Below are 21,576 nucleotides of genomic sequence, written 5' to 3' on the forward strand. Positions count from 1 at the left end.
AAAGCCCCTCCTCCGAATGCCCGCCGGGCGCGGCGTTACAATCGACGCATCCTTTCTGCTGCTGGAAAACACGCCATGTCCGCCACCGAACTCGCTTTCCTCCAGACCTATCGCCAGCGCCGCGAGCGCGTCGCGCAGTGGCTGCGCGCGGCATCGGGTGGCAATGGCGGCGTCGCCATCGTGCCGACCGCGCCCGAAGCGATGCGCAACCGCGACAGCGACTACCCCTATCGGCACGACAGCTACTTCTATTACCTGACCGGTTTTACCGAGCCCGAAGCGGTGCTCGCCATCGTCGTACCCGCGGGCAACGCGCCCGCGCGCAGTGTGCTGTTCTGCCGCCCGAAGCATGAAGAGCGCGAAATCTGGGACGGCTTCCGCTTCGGCCCGGAAGCCGCGAAGGACGCCTTCGGGCTGGACGAGGGGCACTCCGTGGAAGACATCGACGCGACGCTGCCCAAGCTGCTCGCCAACGCCGGTGCTGTGGCGTATCCGCTGGCCGAGAGCAGCGCGTTCGACCGCCGCATGCGCCGCTGGCTCGACGCGGTACGCATGCAAGGCCGCGCGGGGGTGTCGTCGCCGCATCAGGCGCTGGACGTGCGCGCCATCCTCGATGAGATGCGGCTGTTCAAGGACCCGAGCGAACTCGACATCATGCGTCGCGCCGGCCGCATCTCCGCCGGAGCGCACGTGCGCGCCATGCAGGCCTCGCGTGCCGGCCTGCGTGAATACCATCTCGAAGCCGAGCTGCTGTACGAATTCCGCCGCCATGGCGCCCAAAGCGTTGCCTATAACTCCATTGTCGCCACGGGCCCGAACGCGTGCGTGCTGCACTACCGCGCCGGCAACGCCGAACTGCGCGATGGCGATCTCTGCCTGATCGATGCCGGCTGCGAGCTGGACGGCTACGCGTCGGACATCACGCGCACGTTCCCCGTCAATGGCCGCTTTACCGGCCCGCAACGCGAACTGTATGAGCTTGTGGTTGCGGCGCAGGAAGCGGCCCTTGCGGAAACGCGCCCGGGCGTGCCTTACAACGTGCCGCACGATGCCGCCACGCGCGTGCTGGCGCAAGGCATGCTCGACACCGGCCTGCTCGATGCAAACAAGGTCGGCACGCTCGATGACGTGATCGCCGGCGGCCAATACCGTCAGTTCTACATGCACCGCACCGGCCACTGGCTCGGCATGGACGTGCACGACGTGGGCGAATACCGCACGCCCGGCACCGCCGCACCGGCCGAAGGCGAACGCCCGTGGCGCCCGCTCGAAGGCGGCATGGTGCTGACCGTCGAACCGGGCATCTACGTGCGCCCCGCCCCCGGCGTGCCGGAACAGTATTGGCACATCGGCATCCGCATCGAAGACGACGCCATCGTCACGCCGCAAGGCTGCGAAATCATCACGCGCGACGTGCCCGTGGCCCCGGACGAAATCGAACTGGTGATGCGGAGCCAGGCATGACCGACAGCCTCACAGCGAACAGCGCGGCGCCGGACTTCGACGTCGCCATCGTCGGCGCGGGGCCTGTCGGGCTGGCGCTGGCGAACTGGCTGCTGCGCGACACCGACTGGCGCATCGCCCTGTTCGATGCGCGCGATGCCGACGCCGCCGCGCGAGACCCGCGCGCGCTGGCGCTGTCGCACGGCTCGCGCGTGCTGCTACAGGAGATTGGCGGCTGGCCCGTGCGCGCCACGCCTATCACGCACATCCACGTCTCGCAGCGCGGCCACTTCGGGCAGGCGCATATCCGCCGCGAAGACTACGACGTCCCCGCGCTCGGCCACGTCGTGCAATACGGCGACCTGAGCGCTGCGCTCAACGCCGCACTCGCCACGCAGATGGCGCGTCGCCCAAACCGCCTCACCCGCTACGACCACACGCCCGTCGAGCGCGTCGAGCAGCTGCCGCGCGCCGACGGTACGGTCGCCCCGGCACGCGTGCGCGCGCTACGCGAAGGTCGCCATCCGCTGGCCATCGAAACCGAAGTCGTCATCCAGGCCGAAGGCGGCTTGTTCGACGACGCGCGCAAGCAGCAAGGCGGCATTGCCCACGCGCGTCGCCGCGATTACGGCCAGACGGCCATCGTCGCGCACGTGCGCTGCAGCGCGCCGCTCGAAGGCTGGGCGTGGGAACGCTTCACACCCGAAGGCCCGCTCGCCTTGCTGCCGCAGGATGACGCGCAAGGTCCTGGCTACGCGCTCGTCTGGTGCTGCGCGCCCGACGAAGCGCGCCGACGCGCGGCGTTGCCAGACGACGCGTTCCTCGCCGAACTGGGCGCTGCCTTTGGCGAGCGCATGGGCCGCTTCACGCACGCCAGCCCGCGCCACACATTCGCGCTCGGGCTGCATGCGCTGCGCATTCCGGTCGACCGCCGCGTCGCCGCCATCGGCAATGCCGCGCAGACGATCCACCCCGTGGCAGGCCAGGGCTTCAACCTCGGCTTGCGCGACGCGTTCGAAATGGCACGCGCCCTTCGGGATGGGGCAACGGCGGCGACCCTCGCCCGTTTCGCCCGCGAACGCGCGTTTGACCGCGCCGTCACCATCGGCCTGACCGATTTGCTGCCGCGTGCGTTTGCCGTGCCCGGCCGGCCGTTTGGCCACCTGCGCGGCGCCGCGCTCACGCTGCTGGAATGCCTGCCGCCGCTCAAGCACGGGCTGGCCCGGCAGATGATGTTCGGGCAGCGAGGCTAACGGATGGCGTTCACCGAGGTCAGCGCTGCGGGCGATCGTCAGCAGATCACCGTGGTGGGTGCCGGCATTGTCGGCACGGCCTGTGCGCTGCAGCTGCAGCGGGAGGGCCACCAGGTCACACTGCTCGATCAGGCGGGCATTGGCGAAGGCTGCTCGTTCGGCAACGCCGGCTGCCTGAGCGTGGCGTCGGTCGTGCCGATGGCGCTGCCGGGCATGCTGAAGCAGGTGCCCAAATGGCTGGCCGATCCGATGGGTCCGCTGACGGTGCGCTGGCCCTATCTGCCGCGCGCGCTGCCGTGGCTGCTGCAATGGGTGCTTGCGGGCAACGAAGCGCAGGCCCGTGCGACGGCGCAGCCGCTGGCGAGTCTCTTCAGCGCGACCTTCCCCGGCTATCGCAACCTGCTCGACGCCGCGCAATATGACGACCTGATCCGCCAGACGGGCCACCTGTATGTGTGGCGCACGCTGGCGCGTTCGTCGGGCGATGTGCTGGCGCAATCCATTCGCGATGCGACGGGCGTGCGCTCGCAAGCCCTGAGCGCCGGTGAAGCGCGCGAACTGGAGCCTGCACTGGCCGCCGACATCCAATCCGGTCTGCTGCTGCCCGACAACGGCTTCACGATCAACCCGGAACGGCTCGTCAAAACGCTGGCAGCCAATTTCATGGCGGCGGGCGGCACCTTCCTGCGCCGCAAGGTTCTGGACGTGGAGTTCGGCCGAAGCGACTACGGCGGCCCGACGCGGCTGCACACCGATTGCGGCACGCTGCCCGTGTCGAAACTGGTGCTGTGCGCGGGCGCGTGGTCGATGCGGCTGGGCGCGAAGCTCACCAGCATCCGCATTCCGCTCGACACCGAACGCGGCTATCACGCCACGCTGCGCGCCCCCACCGTGCACCCCTCCCGGCCGATCATGGATTGCGAGCGCAAGTTCATCGCCACGCCCATGGAAGGCGGCTTGCGCATTGCCGGCACCGTGGAGATCGGCGGGCTGGACGCGCCGCCCGACTACCGCCGCGCGCGCATCCTCATGCAACAGGGCCAGCAGCTCTTTCCGGGCCTCAGATTCTCGGATGACAGCCAATGGATGGGCCATCGCCCCTCCTTGCCCGACAGCCTGCCCGTCATCGACCGCTCGGAGCGCCACCGCAACGTGTTCTTCGCGTTCGGGCACGGCCATCTGGGCATGACGGGCGCGCCGGGCACCGCCCGACTCATCGCCGATCTGGTCAGCGAACGCACGCCCTTCATCGACGCCCGCCCGTACGGCCTGCAACGGTTCAGCTAGCGCCAGCCAAGGCAAGCACCCGGCCGCCGACCGCACTGCCGCATAGTTTGTGCACAACATTTAGGCAATCCGGCGGTTTGGCGGTAAAATCCCGTCCTCGCATTTTTCACTCCCGTCGCTCCGCCCGATCGTCGTCCGACGCTGGGCGGAAGGGGTGATTTTTCGTTTCTTTCAGCCGCTTCTTCCTCGCCAGCCTTGCAGATCGGACCGCATACCCTTCGCAACAACCTGTTCGTCGCCCCCATGGCGGGTGTGACGGACCGCCCGTTCCGCCAGCTCTGCAAGCGGCTGGGCGCGGGCTATGCGGTGTCCGAGATGGTCGCGTCCAACGCGCAGCTCTGGAAGAGCGAGAAGACCATGCGGCGCGCCAACCACACGGGCGAGGTCGAGCCGATCGCCGTGCAGATTGCCGGCGCCGAGCCGATGATGATGGCCGAAGCGGCGCGCTACAACGTCGATCGCGGCGCGCAGATCATCGACATCAACATGGGCTGCCCGGCCAAGAAGGTGTGCAACGTGGCTGCCGGTTCTGCCCTGCTGCAGAACGAGCCGCTGGTCCAGCGCATTGTCGAGGCCGTGGTCGGTGCAGTCGGCGATCGCGTGCCAGTGACGCTGAAGATCCGCACCGGTTGGGACCGCGAACACCGCAACGCATTGAGCGTGGCCCGCATTGCGCAGGACGCCGGCATCAGCATGCTGACCGTGCACGGCCGCACGCGCGCCGATCTGTATCACGGTGAAGCGGAATACGACACCATCGCCGCGGTCAAGGCGTCGGTGCGCATTCCGGTGGTGGCCAACGGCGACATCACCACGCCGGCCAAGGCCAAGCACGTGCTGGCCGTAACGGGCGCGGACGCCATCATGATCGGCCGCGCGGCGCAGGGGCGCCCGTGGCTGTTCCGCGAGATTTCCCATTTCCTGCAGACCGGCACGCTGCTGCCCGCGCCGGAAGTGGAAGAGATTCGCGGCATCATGAACGCGCATCTGGAAGAGCACTACGCGTTCTATGGCGAATACACCGGCGTGCGCACCGCGCGCAAGCACATCGCCTGGTACACGCGCGGGTTGGCGGGGGCCAACCTGTTCCGCCACCGCATGAACACCATCGAAGACACCGCGGCCCAGCTGGCCGCCGTCAATGCGTTCTTCGACGAGCAGCGTGCGCTGTCCGACCGCCTGGTCTACGAAGACCAGGCCACCGGTGGCGACCACCCCACGACGGGCAACAACGACAACAACAAGGAACTGCTTGCCGCATGAGCCGCAACCCGATCGAACGTTGCATCCGCGACAGCTTGGATGCGTATTACCGTGACCTGGACGGCGAGAACCCGTCCAACGTCTACGACATGGTGCTGCAGGCCATCGAGCGGCCGCTGCTGGAAACCGTGATGGAATGGGCTTCCAACAACCAGTCGCAGGCGGCCGACTACCTCGGCATCAACCGCAACACGCTGCGCAAGAAGTTGCAGCAGCACGGCCTCATCTGAGGTTGCGGGCCGGCCTTTGAACCGATTTCCTTTCTGACGGCGCCTCCTGCCAGTTCGGCAAACCCAGCGCCACACCCGCCTACCGGCGTTTCCACCATGATCCAGCAAGCCCTGCTTTCCGTTTCCGACAAGACCGGCATCGTCGACTTTGCCCGTGCCCTGCACGAGCGCGGCGTCAAGCTCCTCTCCACCGGCGGCACCGCCAAGCTGCTCGCCGAGTCCGGCCTGCCCGTGACGGAAGTGGCGGACTACACCGGCTTTCCGGAAATGCTCGACGGCCGCGTCAAGACGCTGCATCCGAAAGTGCACGGCGGCATCCTGGCCCGCCGCGACCTACCGGAGCACATGGCCGCGCTGTCCGAACACAGCATCCCGACCATCGACCTGCTGGTGGTGAACCTGTACCCGTTCCAGCAGACGGTGGCCAAGGACGAATGCTCGCTAGCCGACGCCATCGAGAACATCGACATCGGTGGCCCGACCATGCTGCGCTCGGCGGCCAAGAACCACCGTGATGTGACGGTCATCGTTGACCCGGCCGACTACGCCACCGTGCTGGCCGAAATGCAGGCCAACAACAACACGGTCGGCTACGAAACCAACTTCATGCTGGCCAAGAAGGTGTTCGCGCACACCGCGCAGTACGACGGCGCCATCACGAACTACCTGACGAGCCTGGGCGCCGACAAGTCGCACAGCACGCGCAGCGCCTATCCGCAAACGCTGAACCTGGCCTTCGAGAAGGTGCAGGAGATGCGCTACGGCGAGAACCCGCACCAATCCGCCGCGTTCTACCGCGACCTGAAAGCCGTCGACGGCGCGCTCGCCAACTACACGCAACTGCAGGGCAAGGAGCTGTCGTACAACAACATCGCCGACGCCGATGCCGCGTGGGAATGCGTGAAGTCGTTCGACCCGGCCAAGGGCGCGGCGTGCGTGATCATCAAGCACGCCAACCCGTGCGGCGTGGCCATCGGCGGCACCGCGCAGGAAGCGTACGAGAAGGCCTTCAAGACCGATTCGACCTCGGCCTTCGGCGGCATCATCGCCTTCAACGTGCCGCTGGATGAAGCGGCCGCACAGGTGGTGGCCAAGCAGTTCGTGGAAGTGCTGATCGCCCCGGGGTTCTCGGAAGGCGCGCGTGCCGTGTTCGCGGGCAAGCAGAACGTTCGCGTGCTGGAAATTCCGCTGGCGAATGAGGCAAATGCGGGCGTGAACGCGTACGACTTCAAGCGCGTCGGCGGCGGCCTGCTGGTGCAAAGCCCGGATGCCAAGAACGTACAGCCGAGCGAACTGCGCGTGGTCACCAAGCGCCACCCGACGCCGAAGGAAATGGACGACCTGATGTTCGCCTGGCGCGTCACCAAGTTCGTCAAGTCGAACGCCATCGTCTTCTGCGGCGGCGGCATGACGCTGGGCGTGGGCGCCGGCCAGATGAGCCGCGTCGATTCCGCCCGCATCGCGAGCATCAAGGCCCAGAACGCGGGCCTGACGCTGGCCGGTTCGGCTGTGGCGTCGGATGCGTTCTTCCCGTTCCGCGATGGCCTGGACGTGGTGGTCGACGCTGGCGCCTCGTGCGTGATCCAGCCGGGCGGCTCGGTGCGCGACGATGAAGTGATCGCCGCCGCCGACGAGCGCAACGTGGCGATGATCTTCACGGGCACCCGCCACTTCCGCCACTAAACGGCACGGTCGTTCGACCGATCAGCGGGGCAAGGCGTAGACTGGCGCCTGCCCCGTTTTTCTTTTCTGCTCCGCTCCATTTCATGCGCATCCTCGGCATCGACCCCGGCCTTCGCACCACGGGTTTCGGCGTGCTTGAACGGCACGGCCACAAGCTCGTCTACGTGGCCTCGGGCACGATCAAGAGCAACGGCAATGCCGACCTGCCCAGCCGCCTGAAAACGCTGTATGACGGTGTTTCCGAACTGGTGAGCACCTACCGGCCGGACTGCGCTTCCATCGAAAAGGTGTTCGTCAACGTCAACCCGCAATCGACGCTACTGCTGGGTCAGGCCCGTGGCGCGGTGATCTGCGGCCTGATGAGCGGCGACCTGCCCGTGTTCGAATACACCGCGCTGCAACTGAAGCAGGCCGTGGTCGGCTACGGCCGCGCCAACAAGGATCAGGTGCAGGAAATGGTCGTACGCTTGCTCAACCTCGAGGGCAAACCCGGCGCGGATGCATCCGACGCGCTGGGCGTGGCGATCTGCCATGCGCACGGCGGCGAAACGCTGGCCGCCATGGCCGGGCTGGCGCCGCAGCTTGCGCAAAAGGGCCTGCGCGTGCGGCGCGGGCGCCTCGTCGGCTGACAGGATTCTTAACGCCGGCAGGTAGCTGCACCCACACGCGGCGACTACCATGCGGGGTACCCGTCTTCAGGATTCAGGAGCCCCCCGATGCTGCGCCGTCTCATCCTGCTGAGCCCGTTCGTCTTGAGTGCCTCGCTGGTGTTGTCCGCCTGCCGCCTGGAATACAACCACGGTGGCGGCAACGGCGGTGGCAACACCACGCCTATCGCCACGGTGCAGGTGATCGGCCATCGTGGTGCCTCCGCATTGCGGCCGGAGCACACGCTGGCCTCCTACCAGAAAGCCATCGACGACGGCGCCGACATCATCGAGCCGGATCTCGTCTCCACCAAAGATGGCGTGCTGGTTGCGCGCCACGAGAACGAAATCTCCGGCACGACGAACGTGGCCGACGTGGCCGCGTTTGCCGGCCGCAAGACCACCAAGACGATCGACGGCCAGAGCGTCACCGGCTGGTTCACCGAAGACTTCACGCTCGGTGAATTGAAAACGCTGCGTGCACGCGAGCGCATCCCCAGCATCCGCCCCGACAACGTCGCCTACAACGACCAGTTCGACATCCCAACGCTCGACGAGATCATCGCGCTCGCGCGGGACCAATCCGCCAGGCTCGGCCGCAACATCGGCATCTATCCCGAGACGAAACATCCGACGTACTTCCAGTCGATCGGTCTGCCGCTCGAAGACAGGCTGATCGACGGTCTGCGCCGCGACGCCTTCACGGCCAGCCGCACGACGGTCTACATCCAGTCGTTCGAGGTCGCCAACCTCAAGGCGATCCGCAACAAGATCGGCGGCAGCCAGCCGAACTGGAAGCTCGTGCAGCTGATGGGCACATCCGGACGACAGCCCTACGACTTTGTGGTCGCCAAAGACAGCCGCACCTTCGGCGACATGATGACGAGCCAGGGCATGCGCGACATCGCCGCGTACGCCAACGGCGTCGGCCCGGACAAGAGCAGCATCATGGGCCTCGACGCGAACGGCAAGCTGACCGATCCGACCGACTTGATCCGCAACGCGCACAACGCTGGGCTGGTCGTTCATCCGTACACCTTCCGCCCGGAGAACACCTTCCTGCCGCCGTCGCTGCGCAGCGGTGCGGATAACACGCGCAACGTCAACGGCTCGATCAGGGAGATCCAGACGTTCCTGCGTGCGGGCGTCGATGGCTTCTTTACCGATGATCCGGCGGTGGGTCGGCAAGCCGTGTCGACCTTCAAGCGCTAGTGTTGCGCATCGGAACCGTAGCGCGCGCGGCTGACCCTGGATCGGCCGTGCGGTAGGTTTCGGCTACACTGCGTCCCGTTTTGGAGGAGGAACCCCACCCATGATCGGACGCATCGCCGGGACGCTGATCGAAAAGAACCCGCCGCACCTGCTGGTCGATTGCCACGGCGTCGGCTACGAGATCGACGTGCCGATGAGCACGTTCTACAACCTGCCCGCCACCGGCGAAAAGGTCGTGCTGCTGACCCAGCAGATCGTGCGTGAGGACGCCCATCTGCTCTACGGATTCGGCACCGCCGCCGAGCGTGAAACCTTCCGCCAGCTCATCAAGATTTCCGGCATCGGCGCGCGCATTGCGCTGGCGGTGCTGTCGGGTATGTCGGTAGCCGAACTCGCGCAGGCCGTCACGCTGCAGGAAGCCGGGCGGCTGACGCGCATCCCGGGGATCGGCAAGAAGACGGCCGAGCGCCTGCTGCTGGAGCTTAAAGGCAAGCTGGGCGCCGACCTCGGTGCCGTGCCCGGCGGCCCGGCCGTCTCGGACGACGCGGTCGACGTGCTCAACGCCTTGCTGGCGCTGGGGTATTCCGACAAGGAAGCGGCGCTCGCCATCAAGCAGGTGCCAGCCGGCACGGGCGTATCCGAGGGGATCAAGCTGGCGCTCAAGGCGCTGTCCAAGGGCTGACGCCCGGGCGCGGCAAGACGGTAGAATGGCCTGCTCGCGCCGTCCCGGCGCCGTCTGCCCGTCATGATCGAAACCGACAAGCTCGCCGCCAAGGCTGTCTCCGCTGAGCGCATCATCTCAGCCTCCCCCGCCTCCCCCAACGAGGAGGCGTTCGAGCGCGCGTTGCGCCCCAAGCTGCTCGACGAATACGTCGGCCAGGAGAAGGTGCGCGGCCAGCTCGACATCTTCATGACCGCGGCCAAGAACCGCAGCGAAGCGCTGGACCATGTGCTGCTGTTCGGCCCGCCGGGTCTCGGCAAGACGACGCTGGCGCACATCATCGCGCGCGAAATGGGCGTCAACCTGCGCCAGACTTCCGGCCCCGTGCTGGAGCGCCCGGGCGACCTGGCCGCGCTGCTCACGAACCTCGAAGCCAACGACGTCCTCTTCATCGACGAGATTCATCGGCTCTCGCCGGTGGTGGAAGAAATCCTGTACCCGGCGCTTGAGGACTACCAGATCGACATCATGATCGGCGAGGGCCCGGCGGCGCGCTCGGTCAAGCTCGATCTGCAGCCGTTCACGCTGGTGGGGGCCACCACGCGGGCCGGCATGCTGACCAACCCGTTGCGCGACCGCTTCGGGATCGTGGCGCGGCTGGAGTTCTATACGCCGGCCGAACTGGCGAAGATCGTCACGCGCTCGTCGGGCCTGCTGAACGCCCATATCGTCGACGAAGGTGCGCTGGAAATCGCCAAGCGCTCGCGCGGCACGCCGCGTATCGCCAACCGCCTGCTGCGCCGCGTGCGCGACTACGCCGAGGTCAAGGCCGACGGCGTCATCACGCGCGAAGTCGCCGATGCCGCATTGGCCATGCTTGATGTGGATGCCGTCGGCTTCGACCTGATGGACCGCAAGCTGCTCGAAGCGATCCTGCACAAGTTCAACGGCGGGCCGGTCGGCATCGACAACCTGGCCGCCGCCATCGGCGAAGAGCGCGACACGATTGAAGACGTGCTTGAGCCCTACCTGATCCAGCAGGGCTACCTGCAGCGCACGCCGCGCGGGCGGGTGGCCACGGCATCGGCGTACCAGCATTTCGGGCTGGGCGCACCCAAGAGCGGTCCGGTGCCGGACCTCTGGGACGACAACCAATAAGCGTCCGCCCTCCCCGACATGTCCGCCGCCCCGCACCACCCAAACCGCACGTTCCGCTACTACGACTTCATCATGGCGGCCTTCGTCACGGTGCTGCTGTGTTCGAACCTGATCGGTGCGGCCAAGGCGGCGCAGGTCACGTTGCCGATCATTGGGCCGGTGACGTTTGGCGCCGGCGTGCTGTTCTTCCCGATCTCGTACATCTTTGGCGACATCCTCACCGAGGTGTACGGCTACGGACGTGATCGGCGCGTGGTCTGGGCAGGCTTTGCGGCACTGATCTTCGCGTCGTTCATGTCGCTGGTGGTGCTGGCGCTGCCGGTGGCGCCCTTCATGGCGGACTACCAGAAGAGCCTGAACGACGTGTTCGGCAACACGCCGCGCATCGTGGCCGGCTCGCTCATCGCATTCTGGTGCGGCAGCTTCGCCAACAGCTACACGCTGGCGAAGATGAAGATCGCGACGGAGGGGAAATGGCTGTGGACGCGCATTGTCGGGTCCACGGTGGTGGGCGAGGCAGTCGATTCGTCGCTGTTCTACGTGATCGCCTTCTATGGCATCTGGCCGCACGGGCAGGTGCTGCGCGTGGCCATCGCGCAATACATCCTCAAGACCGCCTGGGAAATCGTCGCAACGCCGCTCACCTACCGCGTCGTCGCCTTCCTCAAGCGCGCCGAGAACGAGGATTACTACGACCGCGATACCGACTTCACGCCGTTCCGGCTGAAGGTGTAGCGCGTTCAGGGAACGCGGCGGTCCACCTCGTCGAGCACCAGCAAATCGAGGTGCGCGACATCGCCCCACTGCAGCACGGTCAACTGATGACCGTCGGATGAAAGCCGGTTGATGCTCGCGTTGCGCAGCTCATGCCGGCGCGGCTCCGTGAGCGTCATGGCGTTGGCGTGGCGATACAGGCAATCCAGCACGCCGCCGTGGCTGACCAGCGCGATGCGCTCGCCGGGATGACGGCGAATCAGGCGCAACGCAGTCTCGACCGCACGCTCGTGGAATTCCGTGAGCGTCTCTCCGCCGGGCGGGGCGAATTCGGGTACGCGGTTTTGCCAGGCATCAAACTCCGCCGGATGCTGGGCGGCAACTTCGGCGTATGTCAGGCCTTCGAACTGGCCGTAGCAGCGCTCGCGCAAGCCCGCGTCATCACGCACCGTCGCCCCCACTTCATCTGCCAGCGCCTGCGCCGTCTGCTTCGCTCGCGACAGATCGCTCGCATAGACCGCATCGAACTGCTCACGCGCGAGTGCCTTGCCCAACTGCGCCGCTTGCTCGAGCCCTTGCATGTTCAGCGGCACGTCCAGCTGGCCTTGCAGGCGGCGCTCACGGTTCCAGTCGGTCTCGCCGTGGCGGATGAGCACGATGTGCGTGATCTGCGGCATCGGCAGGGGGATGGCGGCGGCGCGTGGCATCTCAGGGTTCCTGGACGGATCAGACAGATTTGGCCGCTTCCGGCGTGACGGTCTTGGCAACAGATGCAGCGGCTTGCGGCGCAATCTGCAGCCAGAACGTGACCGGACCATCGTTGACGAGCGACACCTTCATGTCGGCGCCAAATTCGCCGGTCGCCACGATGGGATGCTGGGCACGCGCGCGCGCCACGAAGTGTTCGTACAGGCGGCGGCCATCTTCCGGCGCGGCGGCGGGCGTGAAACTCGGCCGCGTGCCGGACTTGGTATCGGCCGCCAGCGTGAACTGCGATACGACCAGCAAGCCGCCCGCCTGCCCGTTGCCGTCGATGTTGCGCACGGGCAGGTTCATCTTGCCTTGCCCGTCGGAGAACACGCGATAGTTCAACAGCTTCTCAAGCAGACGATCGGCCTCGGCGGCGGTGTCCCCGCGTTCGGCGCAGACCAGTGCGAGCAAACCCGGGCCGATCTCGCCGACGACGCGGCCGTCCACACGGACAGCCGCCTCGGACACCCGCTGGATCAGTCCAATCACTTCAGCACCACGCGCGCAAAACGACGCTTGCCGACCTGCATCACGAACGTGCCGGCCTCGATCTTCAGGGCCTTGTCGCTGATGACAGTGCCGTCGATCTTCACGCCGCCCTGCTCAATGTTGCGGTTGGCGTCCGACGTGGACGGGCACAGCCCAGCCTGCTTGAGCAGTTGCGCAATACCCAGCGGCGCGCCCGACAGTTCGATCTGCGGAATGTCGTCCGGCACACCGCCGCGTGCTCGGTGGTTGAAATCTTCCAGCGCGCGCTCGGCATCGGCCTGGCTGTGGAAACGGGCAACGATCTCCTGCGCCAGCAGCACTTTGCAATCGCGGGGGTTGCGGCCCAGCGCGATTTCTTGCTTCATTAGATCGATCTCGGCGAGCGGGCGGAACGACAGCAGCGTGTAGTACGTCCACATCAGGTCGTCGGAAATGCTCATCAGCTTGCCGAACATGTCGTTCGGCGCCTCGCTGATACCGACGTAGTTGCCCTTGGACTTGGACATCTTCTCGACGCCGTCCAGGCCCACCAGCAGTGGCATCGTCAGGATGCACTGCGGCTCCTGGCCGTATTCCTTCTGCAGTTCGCGGCCGACCAGCAGATTGAACTTCTGGTCGGTGCCGCCCAGCTCCAGATCCGATTTGAGCGCGACCGAGTCGTAACCCTGCATCAGCGGATAGAGGAATTCGTGCACCGAGATCGGCACGCCGGCCTTGTAGCGCTTGGTGAAGTCGTCGCGCTCCATCATGCGGGCGACGGTGTACTTGGCGGCAAGCTGGATGATGCCGCGCGCGCCCAGCGGGTCGCACCATTCGCTGTTGTAGCGGATCTCGGTCTTGCTCGGGTCCAGCACCATGCTGGCCTGGCGGTAGTACGTCTGCGCGTTGGCTTCGATCTGCTCGCGCGTCAGCGGCGGGCGCGTGGCGTTGCGGCCGGACGGGTCGCCAATCGTCGAGGTGAAATCGCCGATCAGGAAGATCACCTGATGCCCCAGGTCCTGCAGCTGGCGCATCTTGTTGAGCACCACGGTGTGGCCGATGTGGATGTCGGGCGCCGTCGGATCCAGGCCCAGCTTGATGCGCAGGGGCACGCCGGTCGCGGCGCTCTTGGCCAGCTTCTGCTCCCACTCGGCGGCGATCAGCAGTTCGTCGCAGCCGCGCAGCGACACTTCCATCGCGTGCGCCACCTCCGGGGTGACCGGATACTTGGGTTTGCCCGGCGTGGCGTTGTCGGAAGCGGCGGAAGTGGCAGATGCGGTCATGGCAAAAGGAAAAGTCACCGCGCCGCACATGGAAAACGGCGCGAACGGATCAACAATCGGGGAAACGGTGCGTGCGCGATGGCCGACATCGATTCGAACGTGCCGGCCGCGCAATCCCGCGATTTTACCGTGATGTGTCCATTTGGCCCGCCATTGCGCTGGTAAGCTGTCGCGCATGAGCCATTCCAACCACACCGCACTCCCCGCCGATCGCTACATCGGCCTGATGTCGGGCACCAGCCTGGACGGCGTCGACGGCGTGCTGGCGGACTTTTCCGGCGAACACCCGACCGTCCTGGCAGACGCCTACGTGCCTTTCTCGCCCGAACTGCGCCAGCGCTTTCTGGACCTGCAACACGCCGGCCACGACGAAATCCATCGTGAAGCGCTGGCCGCCAACGCGCTGGCCGCGGTCTACGCCGAATGCGTTGCCAAGCTGCTTGCGGTTGCCGCCCTCGTCGCGCGCGACGTGCGGGCCATCGGCGCGCACGGACAGACGATCCGTCATCAGCCCGGCGCGCATGACGGCATCGGCTACACCCGCCAGAGCCAGCACCCTGCGGTGTTGGCCGAGCGCACCGGCATCGACGTCGTTGCCGATTTCCGCAGCCGCGACATCGCCGCCGGGGGCCAAGGGGCACCGCTCGTACCGGCGGTGCATCGCGCGCTGTTCGGTCTGCCGGATGCATGGCGCGTGGTGTGCAACATTGGCGGCATCGCCAATCTCACGGTCTTGCCGCCGCAGGCTTCGGACGCGCGCGACGCCGTGCTCGGCTTCGATTGCGGCCCGGGTAACGCGCTGATGGACTATTGGGTCCATACGCACCGCGACACCCGCTACGACGCCGACGGCACCTGGGCCCGCACCGGACGCATCGACGAAACCCTGCTCGCGCGTCTGAAGGCCGAGCCGTTTTTTGCGGCGCCACCGCCCAAAAGCACCGGCCGCGACCTGTTCAACCCGGCGTGGCTGCAACAAACCCTCGGCGATGCGTTGAACGCCGCCCGCCCCGAAGATGTTCAAGCCACGCTGCTCGCGCTCACCGCCGACACCATCACCGATGCCGTACGTGCCCACGCGCCACAGGCGGAATCGCTGTTGATCTGCGGCGGCGGTGCTCGCAATGGCGCGCTGACGGCACGTATCGCGCAGCAATTGCCGGGCGTGCGCGTCGCGCCGACCGATGATTTCGGCGTGCCCGCGCATCAGGTCGAGGCATTGGCCTTCGCGTGGCTCGCGCGACAGTGCGTGCTACGCGCCCACGGCAATCTGCACACCGCAACCGGCGCATCGGGCGGCCGCATCCTGGGCGCAATCTACGCGGCTTGAGCATTGGTCAATCTGCAGGCAACAAAAAAGCGCACCGGAGTGCGCTTTTTCTTTACAGCGATGCGGCGTCAGACCGAGAACGACGAGCCGCAACCACACGTGGTCGAAGCATTCGGGTTCTTGATGACGAACTGGGCGCCGTTGATGTCTTCCTTGTAGTCGATCTCGGCGCCCACCAGATACTGGTAGCTCATCGAGTCGATCAAGAGCGACACGCCATTCTTGGTCATGGTCGTATCGTCTTCGTTGGTCTCTTCGTCAAAGGTGAAGCCGTACTGGAAGCCCGAGCACCCGCCGCCTTGCACGAACACGCGCAGCTTCAACTCCGGGTTGCCTTCTTCTTCAATCAGTTGCTTGACCTTGTCCGCAGCGCTGTCCGTAAAGACCAGCGGAGCCGGAACCTCGTTCACATCGGGCGTGGCTGCCTGCGCGACTGCGTTCATGAAAATCTCCTGTGGGAACGTCTGAAACTTGCCTGTATTTTAAGCGCAAGCTGCAAATCGTGCCGAAGCCCCGCGTTTCAAGTGGGCATTGTGCGGTGCGCCAGCAACGGCCGGCGCGGGATGTGATCAATCCTGGTTGGATGCCAGCTTGAGATTTGGCAGCAACTTCACATCGCCGGGCGCTGCGTGCGTCAGCGTGCCCATGACGACGGCACCCTGGTGCATTTCCAGCGCCGCATATTGGACGTTGCCCTCGATGCGCGCCTTCGGCTGCAGCTCCAGCAACTCCGCCACATGCACGGGACCGACCACCGTGCCGTTCAGGATCAGGTGCCCGACGTGGACTTCACCTTCCACGCGGGCGCTGTCGGTAATCACCAACATGCTGGGCTTGTCCGGATCGCCGTAGATGTTGCCTTTAATCTCCCCGTCGATCCGCAAACCGCCAGAGAAGCGCAAATCCCCCTCCAGCTTGGTGCGGGCGCCAAGTAGCGTTTCAATCGCCAGCCCTTTCTTTTTGCCAAACAGCATCGTCGACTCCTCTGTGTACGGATCCTCGACAGGACAGCGCCCGTCAGATGGAAAAACTCTGGCTCGCTTTGATCTTGCCGTTCTGCAGCACTTTCACCATCACCGATTGCACCGTGGTGCCGGGAGGCACGTCGACCCAACCCTCGAGCCGCTGGTAGTGCGTGAGCTTGACGCGGGCGCTGGCGGCGGGCGATCCGCTGACCACCGAACCCGGGAAATCGATCGTAGCAGGTTTGCCACCTTGCACCACGTTCAGCGTGAGCGCCAATTGCCCCTCGAATTCTGAGACCGGTGCGAAGGCCTTGCCGCCGCCTTGCATCAGCAGAACCCGGAAGCGCATGCGCGTCGGTAGGGCCTCGTCCGGTGCGATGCGGAAGCTGCGCACGTAAATCCCGGCGGAATTGGTTGGTGCAGGCAAGAGGCTGTCGAAGAAGGCCAGATCCTCCTTCAACTGTGCGTTTTCAGTTTCCAGCGCCTTGAGTTGCTCGGCCATTTGCGCCTGGGCGCCTTCTGCGATACCCAGACGGGCATCCACCGTGCCGGCGGACGCAGCGAGCTTGTCTCGCTCGGCCTGCACGGCGGACAACTTGGCGGTCAGTTCGCGGTTCATTGCCCGCAAATCGGCGTCGTGCGGCCCCGTCAGGCGGCGCCCTTCCTCGAAGGCCCACAGCGCCGCTGCCGCCGCAAGCCCAAATACCACCGCAATCAGCAGAACCGTTACCGGCCAGGGCAAGCGCGAACGTACGGTGACGTTCGGAGCAAGCACGGAGGCGCGACGCAACAAGCGACGCGCCTTCATGCGCACGCCTCCTGACCCGCGTTGCGAATCAGAATCGGATTAGGAGAAACAGCGGATTGCATCATACGGACCGAACGCTAACGAAATGTGAATTGTAGTCTCGCCGACATGTCGGAGCTGTTGCAAAGGGTAAGCAAGGCGCTGAAAACATCACACCGTTTGGTTCGAACGCTCCAAAACAAAAAACCACACCCGAGGGTGTGGTTTTTTGCTGAAGCAGCAGGAAGCGGATTAACGCTTCGAGAACTGCTTGGCGCGGCGGGCCTTGCGCAGACCGACCTTCTTACGCTCGACTTCACGTGCATCGCGCGTCACCAGACCGGCCTTCGACAGGGCGGGCTTGAGCGTTGCGTCGTAGTCGATCAGGGCGCGGGTGATGCCGTGACGCACCGCACCTGCTTGGCCGGTTTCACCGCCGCCAACCACGTTCACCTTGATGTCGAACGTAGCTGCGTGGTTGGTCAGTTCCAGCGGCTGACGCACGATCATCAGCGAGGTTTCACGAGCAAAGTACTCGTTGATGGCCTTGCCGTTGACAATGATGTCGCCCTTGCCGGACTTGATGAAGACACGTGCCACAGCGCTCTTGCGGCGGCCGGTGCCATAGTTCCAGTTTCCGATCATGGATTAGGCCCCTTAGATTTCCAGCGCTTTCGGCTGCTGAGCTTCGTGCGGATGCGAGCCTTCGGCGTAAACCTTCAGCTTCTTGATCATCGCGTAGCCCAGCGGACCCTTCGGCAGCATGCCCTTCACAGCCTTCTCCAGGGCGCGGCCCGGGAAACGCTGCTGCATCTTGCCAAACGTCGTTTCGTAGATACCGCCCGGGTAACCCGAGTGGCGATAGTACTTCTTGTCGGTCGTCTTGGCGCCCGTCACACGCAGCTTGGCTGCGTTGATAACGATGATGAAATCGCCGGTATCGACGTGCGGAGTGAATTCGGGCTTGTGCTTGCCGCGCAGTCGGTGTGCCACTTCGCTGGCGACACGCCCGAGGACCTTGTCCGTCGCGTCAATCACGTACCAATCGCGCTTCACCTCATGGGGCTTTGCGGAAAAGGTCTTCATGATTTTTCCAAATATTGAGTCAGTGCCCGAGTGGACCCGTATCGCGCTGAGAACTTGCGTTCAGACTGCTCACGAACGGATCGTCTTGCGGACGCCTGCGCAACCCCATGCGAGGTCATCGCCGGCCCGCCTTCCCGCTTGTTGGTGCGGGCTCTCTGGATTTCTTTTCCGCGGGCAATCCGGAAAAGATTTCGATTGTACCCCGCAGAGACCCCTTGACACAAGAAAAAAGGCACGCCCGAGGCCAATGGGCGAAAAAAAACCCAAGCCATGAAGCTTGGGTTTGAATCCACCAAAGGAGGAGGGTGGAGGAGACACCTGCTGATCGTTGACTTGGTGGGTTGCACCGCATCAGCCGATCCAATGGTGCAAATTATACCCAGTTCTGGGGCATGCGCAAGGAAATTTGCACTACGAAATTGCATTTCGTAATGCGGAACGCGAATCGCATGATCGATAGGCCATCATTTCCTTTTAAAATCAATTGCTTGTGAAAAATACCGATCCATCGATCGGGTGCGCACTAGAGATATCCCTCCAATTCTGGCGCGATTTGGGTGCAGAAGAGACGGGTTGCACCTTTTCACGCGGGTATCACTGTCAAGCCGCGTTCACCCTAGGCCGGCAACGCGGGCGCGGGCCGGTGGCTACAATGTGGCTTTTCGTCGGCGCTGGCCGACCTTCTGCACAAGGATTGGACATGGATTGCACAGTGAGCTGGACCGGCCCGGATGGCATGGCCTTTTTGGCGGAAACTGGCAGCGGCCATCTCGTCACGATGGATGGCGCGCCGGACGGCGGCGGCCGCAATCTGGCACCGCGCCCGATGGAAATGGTCTTGCTCGGCACCGGCGGCTGCACCGCTTATGACGTGGTACTGATTCTCAAACGCGGTCGCCAGGACGTGCAGGGCTGCAGCGTCAAGCTGCACGCCGACCGGGCTGACACCGACCCGAAGGTCTTTACTCGCATCCACTTCACCTTCACGGTGACGGGGCGCAACCTGAAGCGGGAAACGGTGGAGCGTGCCGTGCAGCTCTCGCACGAGAAGTATTGCTCGGCGTCGATCATGCTGGCCAAGACGGCCGAGATCACACACTCATTGGAACTGGTGGACCTGGCCAGCCAGCCGACGGCATCGGAATAAGAAGCGAAGCGGACCGATAAGCCGGATTCTGTGCGCCGCGTGGCCGAAACCAGCGGCGTGACAACCATTCCTCTAGACCGGCTGTTGCCAGCCGGCTCAAGCTCCCTACCCGCAGACTCAGCGAGCCGCTTCATCGCCTGCTTACTTGGGATTGCTCCGGGTGGAGGTTACCGCGTTTCACCCTTCGCCCTGGCCGAAGCCCGGGCGAAGACTCGTCTCTGTGGCCCTATTCCGCACGTCACCGTGGATGGTCGTTAGCCATCACCCTGCTCTATGGAGTCCGGACTTTCCTCCCCTTCCGCTCGCACGAGGCGGCGGAAGCAGCGGTTGTCTGGTCCGCTTCGCGAGGCGCGAGTCTAGCACTGTTCAGGTAAGAATCGCCGCCGGCCCGGGCGAAAGACTGTCGTGTCCAGATAGAAGCCGGCGTCTTCATTGCCATCGCACCAGCCGGGGATCCCCATGACGGGCAACGGGCGGAAATGGCGGGGCGCGAGATCGGCAAGCAGCAGCGTCTCGGCCAGCGCAGCGTCGAGCGAGGGCCGGTCCGCCGGCAACGCAGCGACCTGCACCGGCCACGCATGCGCGGTAATCGACTTGTAAGGCGCGACCAGCTTTTCCAAGACTGCGTGACCGAACGGCAGAACCGCGCACGTGGCGCCCCAGGCCGCCCTGCCGTCGACGAACAAACCGCGCCAGTCGAACGCGGTCAGGCAGCGCTCCGGCGCGTCTTCGGTGTGCACGAAGATCAGGGCGTTTTCGTCGAACAGCGTGGCGGCATCGCGAACGGTGCCGCGCGCCGCGCCAATCCCGTCCTGCGTAATCGCCCGCGCCTGACGTGCGTTGAGCGCTACCTTCGCACGCGGCCAATGCAGCCAGATCAGGGCGTTGAAAAAGTCGTGGAGATTGTCCCGCGTCGGCACTTCGCCGGTGGCGGCGATGTGTGCTTCGTAAGCTGTGCCGGCCGGCAGTGCATCTTGCGGGACAAAACGCACGGCATGGCCGCCGCACGTGCGGATCGCTTGCGCGACCGGATGCGCATTCAGTGCGTCTCGAAGATCGGCGCCGCGCGCGATTGCGTCTGCAAGCGGCGCGCCGACTGCAGCGAGCGGCGCGAACGCCGGATGGCCCCAGTCGATCGCACCGAGATCAGCGGCCAGCAACTCAGACAGACTTCCAGCGCAGCATCTCGCCGCCGCGCAATGGCACCAGCGTCTGCTCGCCGAACGGCACTTCGGCGGGAAGCTGCCATTGCGAGCGCGTGAGCGTGAGCGTGCCGGCGTTGCGCGGCAGGCCGTAGAAATCCGGCCCGTGGAGGCTCGCGAAACCTTCGAGCTTGTCGAGTGCGTTGGCGTCTTCAAAGGCCTCGGCGTACAGCTCCATGGCGTGCAGCGCGGTGTAGCAGCCGGCACAGCCGCAAGCGTGTTCCTTCACGCCTTTGGCGTGCGGCGCGCTGTCGGTACCGAGGAAGAAGCGCGGGTGGCCCGAGGTGGCCGCGGCCACGAGCGCCAGGCGGTGTGTTTCGCGCTTGAGCACCGGCAGGCAGTAGTAATGCGGGCGGATGCCGCCGACAAACAGGGCGTTGCGGTTGTACAGCAGATGATGGGCGGTGATGGTCGCGCCGACCGGGCCTTCCGCATCGCGCACGTATTCGGCGGCGTGCCTGGTGGTGATGTGTTCGAACACGACCTTCAGCGCGGGGAAATCGCGGCGCAGCGGCAGCATCACGGTGTCGATGAAGACGGCCTCGCGATCGAAGATGTCGACGGTCGGGTCGGTCACCTCGCCGTGCACGAGCAGCGGCATGCCGACTTCCTGCATGGCTTCGAGCGTCTTGGCGCAGCGGCGCAGGTCGGTCACGCCGGCATCGCTGTTGGTGGTGGCGCCGGCGGGATACAGCTTCACGCCGTGGATGAAACCGCTGGCGCGGGCCTCGCGGATGACGTCCGGCGACGTGTTGTCGGTCAGGTACAGCGTCATCAACGGCTCAAACTGCGTGCCGGCGGGCAGCGCAGCGAGGATGCGCTCGCGGTAGGCGCGCGCCTGGGCGGTGGTCGTCACCGGCGGCTTGAGGTTGGGCATGATGATCGCCCGGCCGAACTGGCGTGCGGTGTCGCCCACCACATCGGCGAGCGCATCGCCGTCGCGCAGGTGCAGGTGCCAGTCATCGGGGCGGACGATCGTAAGAGTGTCGGTCATGGTGCGTGCGGAA

General features: G+C 65.3%; 23 protein-coding genes and 1 other RNA gene. 13 read left to right on the forward strand and 11 right to left on the reverse strand.

Annotated elements, in window-relative coordinates:
• The first annotated feature begins 75 nt into the window (after positions 1-75).
• From R2669_RS11295 to R2669_RS11345, 11 genes are all read left to right on the forward strand, one after another.
• Positions 76-1,464 (forward strand): aminopeptidase P N-terminal domain-containing protein, encoded by a 1,389-nt coding sequence (locus tag R2669_RS11295; protein WP_316900161.1) that lies wholly within the window; start codon positions 76-78, stop codon positions 1,462-1,464.
• Positions 1,461-2,696: a UbiH/UbiF/VisC/COQ6 family ubiquinone biosynthesis hydroxylase gene (locus tag R2669_RS11300; RefSeq protein WP_316900163.1), complete on the forward strand. Its 1,236-nt coding sequence runs from the start codon at positions 1,461-1,463 to the stop codon at positions 2,694-2,696. The genes R2669_RS11295 and R2669_RS11300 overlap by 4 nt, the downstream gene beginning before the upstream one ends.
• A gap of 3 nt (positions 2,697-2,699) precedes the next feature.
• Positions 2,700-3,983, forward strand: coding sequence for an NAD(P)/FAD-dependent oxidoreductase (locus R2669_RS11305; protein ID WP_316900165.1), 1,284 nt, complete (start codon positions 2,700-2,702; stop codon positions 3,981-3,983).
• 195 nt (positions 3,984-4,178) lie between these two features.
• Positions 4,179-5,246, forward strand: coding sequence for a tRNA dihydrouridine synthase DusB (gene dusB, locus R2669_RS11310; protein ID WP_027678199.1), 1,068 nt, complete (start codon positions 4,179-4,181; stop codon positions 5,244-5,246).
• Entirely contained in the window at positions 5,243-5,476 is a 234-nt protein-coding gene (locus tag R2669_RS11315; protein ID WP_004635563.1) for a Fis family transcriptional regulator, read from the forward strand. The genes dusB and R2669_RS11315 overlap by 4 nt, the downstream gene beginning before the upstream one ends.
• A 96-nt stretch (positions 5,477-5,572) precedes the next feature.
• Positions 5,573-7,159 carry a bifunctional phosphoribosylaminoimidazolecarboxamide formyltransferase/IMP cyclohydrolase gene (gene purH, locus R2669_RS11320; protein WP_316900168.1) on the forward strand — a complete coding sequence of 529 codons (1,587 nt, stop codon included), beginning with the start codon at positions 5,573-5,575 and terminating at the stop codon, positions 7,157-7,159.
• Between the two features lie 83 nt (positions 7,160-7,242).
• Complete coding sequence (ruvC, locus tag R2669_RS11325; RefSeq protein ID WP_092973250.1) at positions 7,243-7,788, forward strand: crossover junction endodeoxyribonuclease RuvC; 546 nt, start codon at positions 7,243-7,245, stop codon at positions 7,786-7,788.
• 87 nt (positions 7,789-7,875) lie between these two features.
• Complete coding sequence (locus R2669_RS11330) at positions 7,876-9,018, forward strand: glycerophosphodiester phosphodiesterase (RefSeq protein WP_316900169.1); 1,143 nt, start codon at positions 7,876-7,878, stop codon at positions 9,016-9,018.
• 100 nt (positions 9,019-9,118) lie between these two features.
• On the forward strand, positions 9,119-9,700 hold the full coding sequence (gene ruvA, locus R2669_RS11335) for a Holliday junction branch migration protein RuvA (RefSeq protein WP_012761185.1): 582 nt from the start codon (positions 9,119-9,121) through the stop codon (positions 9,698-9,700).
• A 63-nt stretch (positions 9,701-9,763) separates the two neighbouring features.
• Entirely contained in the window at positions 9,764-10,837 is a 1,074-nt protein-coding gene (ruvB, locus tag R2669_RS11340) for a Holliday junction branch migration DNA helicase RuvB (protein ID WP_316888566.1), read from the forward strand.
• Positions 10,838-10,855: 18 nt separating this feature from the next.
• Positions 10,856-11,572, forward strand: a complete 717-nt coding sequence (locus tag R2669_RS11345) for a queuosine precursor transporter (RefSeq protein ID WP_316900171.1) — start codon at positions 10,856-10,858, stop codon at positions 11,570-11,572.
• 5 nt (positions 11,573-11,577) lie between these two features.
• Here R2669_RS11345 and R2669_RS11350 read toward each other — a convergent pair whose 3' ends face one another.
• Genes R2669_RS11350 through tyrS form a run of 3 tightly spaced genes read right to left on the reverse strand, consistent with a single transcriptional unit; the run spans position 11,578 to position 14,052 of the window.
• Positions 11,578-12,258, reverse strand: coding sequence for a histidine phosphatase family protein (locus tag R2669_RS11350; RefSeq protein ID WP_316888567.1), 681 nt, complete (start codon positions 12,256-12,258; stop codon positions 11,578-11,580).
• 19 nt (positions 12,259-12,277) lie between these two features.
• Positions 12,278-12,790 (reverse strand): D-aminoacyl-tRNA deacylase, encoded by a 513-nt coding sequence (gene dtd / locus R2669_RS11355; RefSeq protein WP_316900173.1) that lies wholly within the window; start codon positions 12,788-12,790, stop codon positions 12,278-12,280.
• Entirely contained in the window at positions 12,787-14,052 is a 1,266-nt protein-coding gene (tyrS, locus tag R2669_RS11360; protein ID WP_316900175.1) for a tyrosine--tRNA ligase, read from the reverse strand. Before tyrS ends, dtd begins: the two co-directional genes overlap by 4 nt.
• Before the next feature lie 175 nt (positions 14,053-14,227).
• On the opposite strand from tyrS, the gene R2669_RS11365 reads away from it, so the two are divergent.
• Positions 14,228-15,382, forward strand: a complete 1,155-nt coding sequence (locus R2669_RS11365; RefSeq protein ID WP_316900176.1) for an anhydro-N-acetylmuramic acid kinase — start codon at positions 14,228-14,230, stop codon at positions 15,380-15,382.
• A 68-nt stretch (positions 15,383-15,450) separates the two neighbouring features.
• Here the strand turns inward: R2669_RS11365 and erpA are convergent, their stop codons facing one another.
• The 5 genes from erpA to rplM all read right to left on the reverse strand — a co-directional run bounded on the left by erpA (position 15,451) and on the right by rplM (position 18,220).
• On the reverse strand, positions 15,451-15,825 hold the full coding sequence (gene erpA, locus R2669_RS11370; RefSeq protein WP_004633183.1) for an iron-sulfur cluster insertion protein ErpA: 375 nt from the start codon (positions 15,823-15,825) through the stop codon (positions 15,451-15,453).
• A 126-nt stretch (positions 15,826-15,951) separates the two neighbouring features.
• Positions 15,952-16,356 carry a bactofilin family protein gene (locus tag R2669_RS11375; RefSeq protein ID WP_012761179.1) on the reverse strand — a complete coding sequence of 135 codons (405 nt, stop codon included), beginning with the start codon at positions 16,354-16,356 and terminating at the stop codon, positions 15,952-15,954.
• A 43-nt stretch (positions 16,357-16,399) separates the two neighbouring features.
• The gene (locus R2669_RS11380; RefSeq protein ID WP_147217290.1) at positions 16,400-17,155 is read right to left on the reverse strand and encodes a DUF6776 family protein; all 756 of its coding nucleotides are present in this window, start codon (positions 17,153-17,155) and stop codon (positions 16,400-16,402) included.
• Positions 17,156-17,386: 231 nt separating this feature from the next.
• On the reverse strand, positions 17,387-17,779 hold the full coding sequence (rpsI, locus tag R2669_RS11385) for a 30S ribosomal protein S9 (RefSeq protein WP_004633190.1): 393 nt from the start codon (positions 17,777-17,779) through the stop codon (positions 17,387-17,389).
• A 12-nt stretch (positions 17,780-17,791) separates the two neighbouring features.
• Positions 17,792-18,220 carry a 50S ribosomal protein L13 gene (rplM, locus tag R2669_RS11390; RefSeq protein ID WP_009239122.1) on the reverse strand — a complete coding sequence of 143 codons (429 nt, stop codon included), beginning with the start codon at positions 18,218-18,220 and terminating at the stop codon, positions 17,792-17,794.
• A gap of 700 nt (positions 18,221-18,920) precedes the next feature.
• Between rplM and R2669_RS11395 the strand changes: the two genes are divergently transcribed.
• The gene (locus tag R2669_RS11395; protein ID WP_102064514.1) at positions 18,921-19,367 is read left to right on the forward strand and encodes an OsmC family protein; all 447 of its coding nucleotides are present in this window, start codon (positions 18,921-18,923) and stop codon (positions 19,365-19,367) included.
• Position 19,368: 1 nt separating this feature from the next.
• On the opposite strand, the gene rnpB is transcribed toward R2669_RS11395, so the two are convergent.
• The 3 genes from rnpB to pyrC form a co-directional block, all read right to left on the reverse strand.
• An RNA gene (gene rnpB, locus R2669_RS11400) (RNase P RNA component class A) lies at positions 19,369-19,710 on the reverse strand.
• A 13-nt stretch (positions 19,711-19,723) separates the two neighbouring features.
• Positions 19,724-20,524, reverse strand: coding sequence for a DUF3025 domain-containing protein (locus R2669_RS11405; protein ID WP_316900853.1), 801 nt, complete (start codon positions 20,522-20,524; stop codon positions 19,724-19,726).
• Positions 20,525-20,528: 4 nt separating this feature from the next.
• Positions 20,529-21,563, reverse strand: coding sequence for a dihydroorotase (gene pyrC / locus R2669_RS11410; RefSeq protein ID WP_147217288.1), 1,035 nt, complete (start codon positions 21,561-21,563; stop codon positions 20,529-20,531).
• Positions 21,564-21,576: the final 13 nt, after the last annotated feature.

Origin of the sequence: Ralstonia edaphi (assembly GCF_958350185.1) — a bacterium.
GTDB lineage: Bacteria > Pseudomonadota > Gammaproteobacteria > Burkholderiales > Burkholderiaceae > Ralstonia > Ralstonia edaphi.

Excerpts from the sequence above, each read along its gene's own strand:
- R2669_RS11295 (WP_316900161.1), top strand. The coding sequence starts at position 76 with ATGTCCGCCACCGAACTCGCTTTCCTCCAGACCTATCGCCAGCGCCGC.
- R2669_RS11300 (WP_316900163.1), top strand. The coding sequence starts at position 1,461 with ATGACCGACAGCCTCACAGCGAACAGCGCGGCGCCGGACTTCGACGTC.
- R2669_RS11305 (WP_316900165.1), top strand. The coding sequence starts at position 2,700 with ATGGCGTTCACCGAGGTCAGCGCTGCGGGCGATCGTCAGCAGATCACC.
- R2669_RS11315 (WP_004635563.1), top strand. The coding sequence starts at position 5,243 with ATGAGCCGCAACCCGATCGAACGTTGCATCCGCGACAGCTTGGATGCG.
- purH (WP_316900168.1), top strand. The coding sequence starts at position 5,573 with ATGATCCAGCAAGCCCTGCTTTCCGTTTCCGACAAGACCGGCATCGTC.
- ruvC (WP_092973250.1), top strand. The coding sequence starts at position 7,243 with ATGCGCATCCTCGGCATCGACCCCGGCCTTCGCACCACGGGTTTCGGC.
- R2669_RS11330 (WP_316900169.1), top strand. The coding sequence starts at position 7,876 with ATGCTGCGCCGTCTCATCCTGCTGAGCCCGTTCGTCTTGAGTGCCTCG.
- ruvA (WP_012761185.1), top strand. The coding sequence starts at position 9,119 with ATGATCGGACGCATCGCCGGGACGCTGATCGAAAAGAACCCGCCGCAC.
- ruvB (WP_316888566.1), top strand. The coding sequence starts at position 9,764 with ATGATCGAAACCGACAAGCTCGCCGCCAAGGCTGTCTCCGCTGAGCGC.
- R2669_RS11345 (WP_316900171.1), top strand. The coding sequence starts at position 10,856 with ATGTCCGCCGCCCCGCACCACCCAAACCGCACGTTCCGCTACTACGAC.
- R2669_RS11350 (WP_316888567.1), bottom strand. The coding sequence starts at position 12,258 with ATGCCACGCGCCGCCGCCATCCCCCTGCCGATGCCGCAGATCACGCAC.
- tyrS (WP_316900175.1), bottom strand. The coding sequence starts at position 14,052 with ATGACCGCATCTGCCACTTCCGCCGCTTCCGACAACGCCACGCCGGGC.
- R2669_RS11365 (WP_316900176.1), top strand. The coding sequence starts at position 14,228 with ATGAGCCATTCCAACCACACCGCACTCCCCGCCGATCGCTACATCGGC.
- erpA (WP_004633183.1), bottom strand. The coding sequence starts at position 15,825 with ATGAACGCAGTCGCGCAGGCAGCCACGCCCGATGTGAACGAGGTTCCG.
- R2669_RS11375 (WP_012761179.1), bottom strand. The coding sequence starts at position 16,356 with ATGCTGTTTGGCAAAAAGAAAGGGCTGGCGATTGAAACGCTACTTGGC.
- R2669_RS11380 (WP_147217290.1), bottom strand. The coding sequence starts at position 17,155 with ATGAAGGCGCGTCGCTTGTTGCGTCGCGCCTCCGTGCTTGCTCCGAAC.
- rpsI (WP_004633190.1), bottom strand. The coding sequence starts at position 17,779 with ATGATCGGAAACTGGAACTATGGCACCGGCCGCCGCAAGAGCGCTGTG.
- rplM (WP_009239122.1), bottom strand. The coding sequence starts at position 18,220 with ATGAAGACCTTTTCCGCAAAGCCCCATGAGGTGAAGCGCGATTGGTAC.
- R2669_RS11395 (WP_102064514.1), top strand. The coding sequence starts at position 18,921 with ATGGATTGCACAGTGAGCTGGACCGGCCCGGATGGCATGGCCTTTTTG.
- pyrC (WP_147217288.1), bottom strand. The coding sequence starts at position 21,563 with ATGACCGACACTCTTACGATCGTCCGCCCCGATGACTGGCACCTGCAC.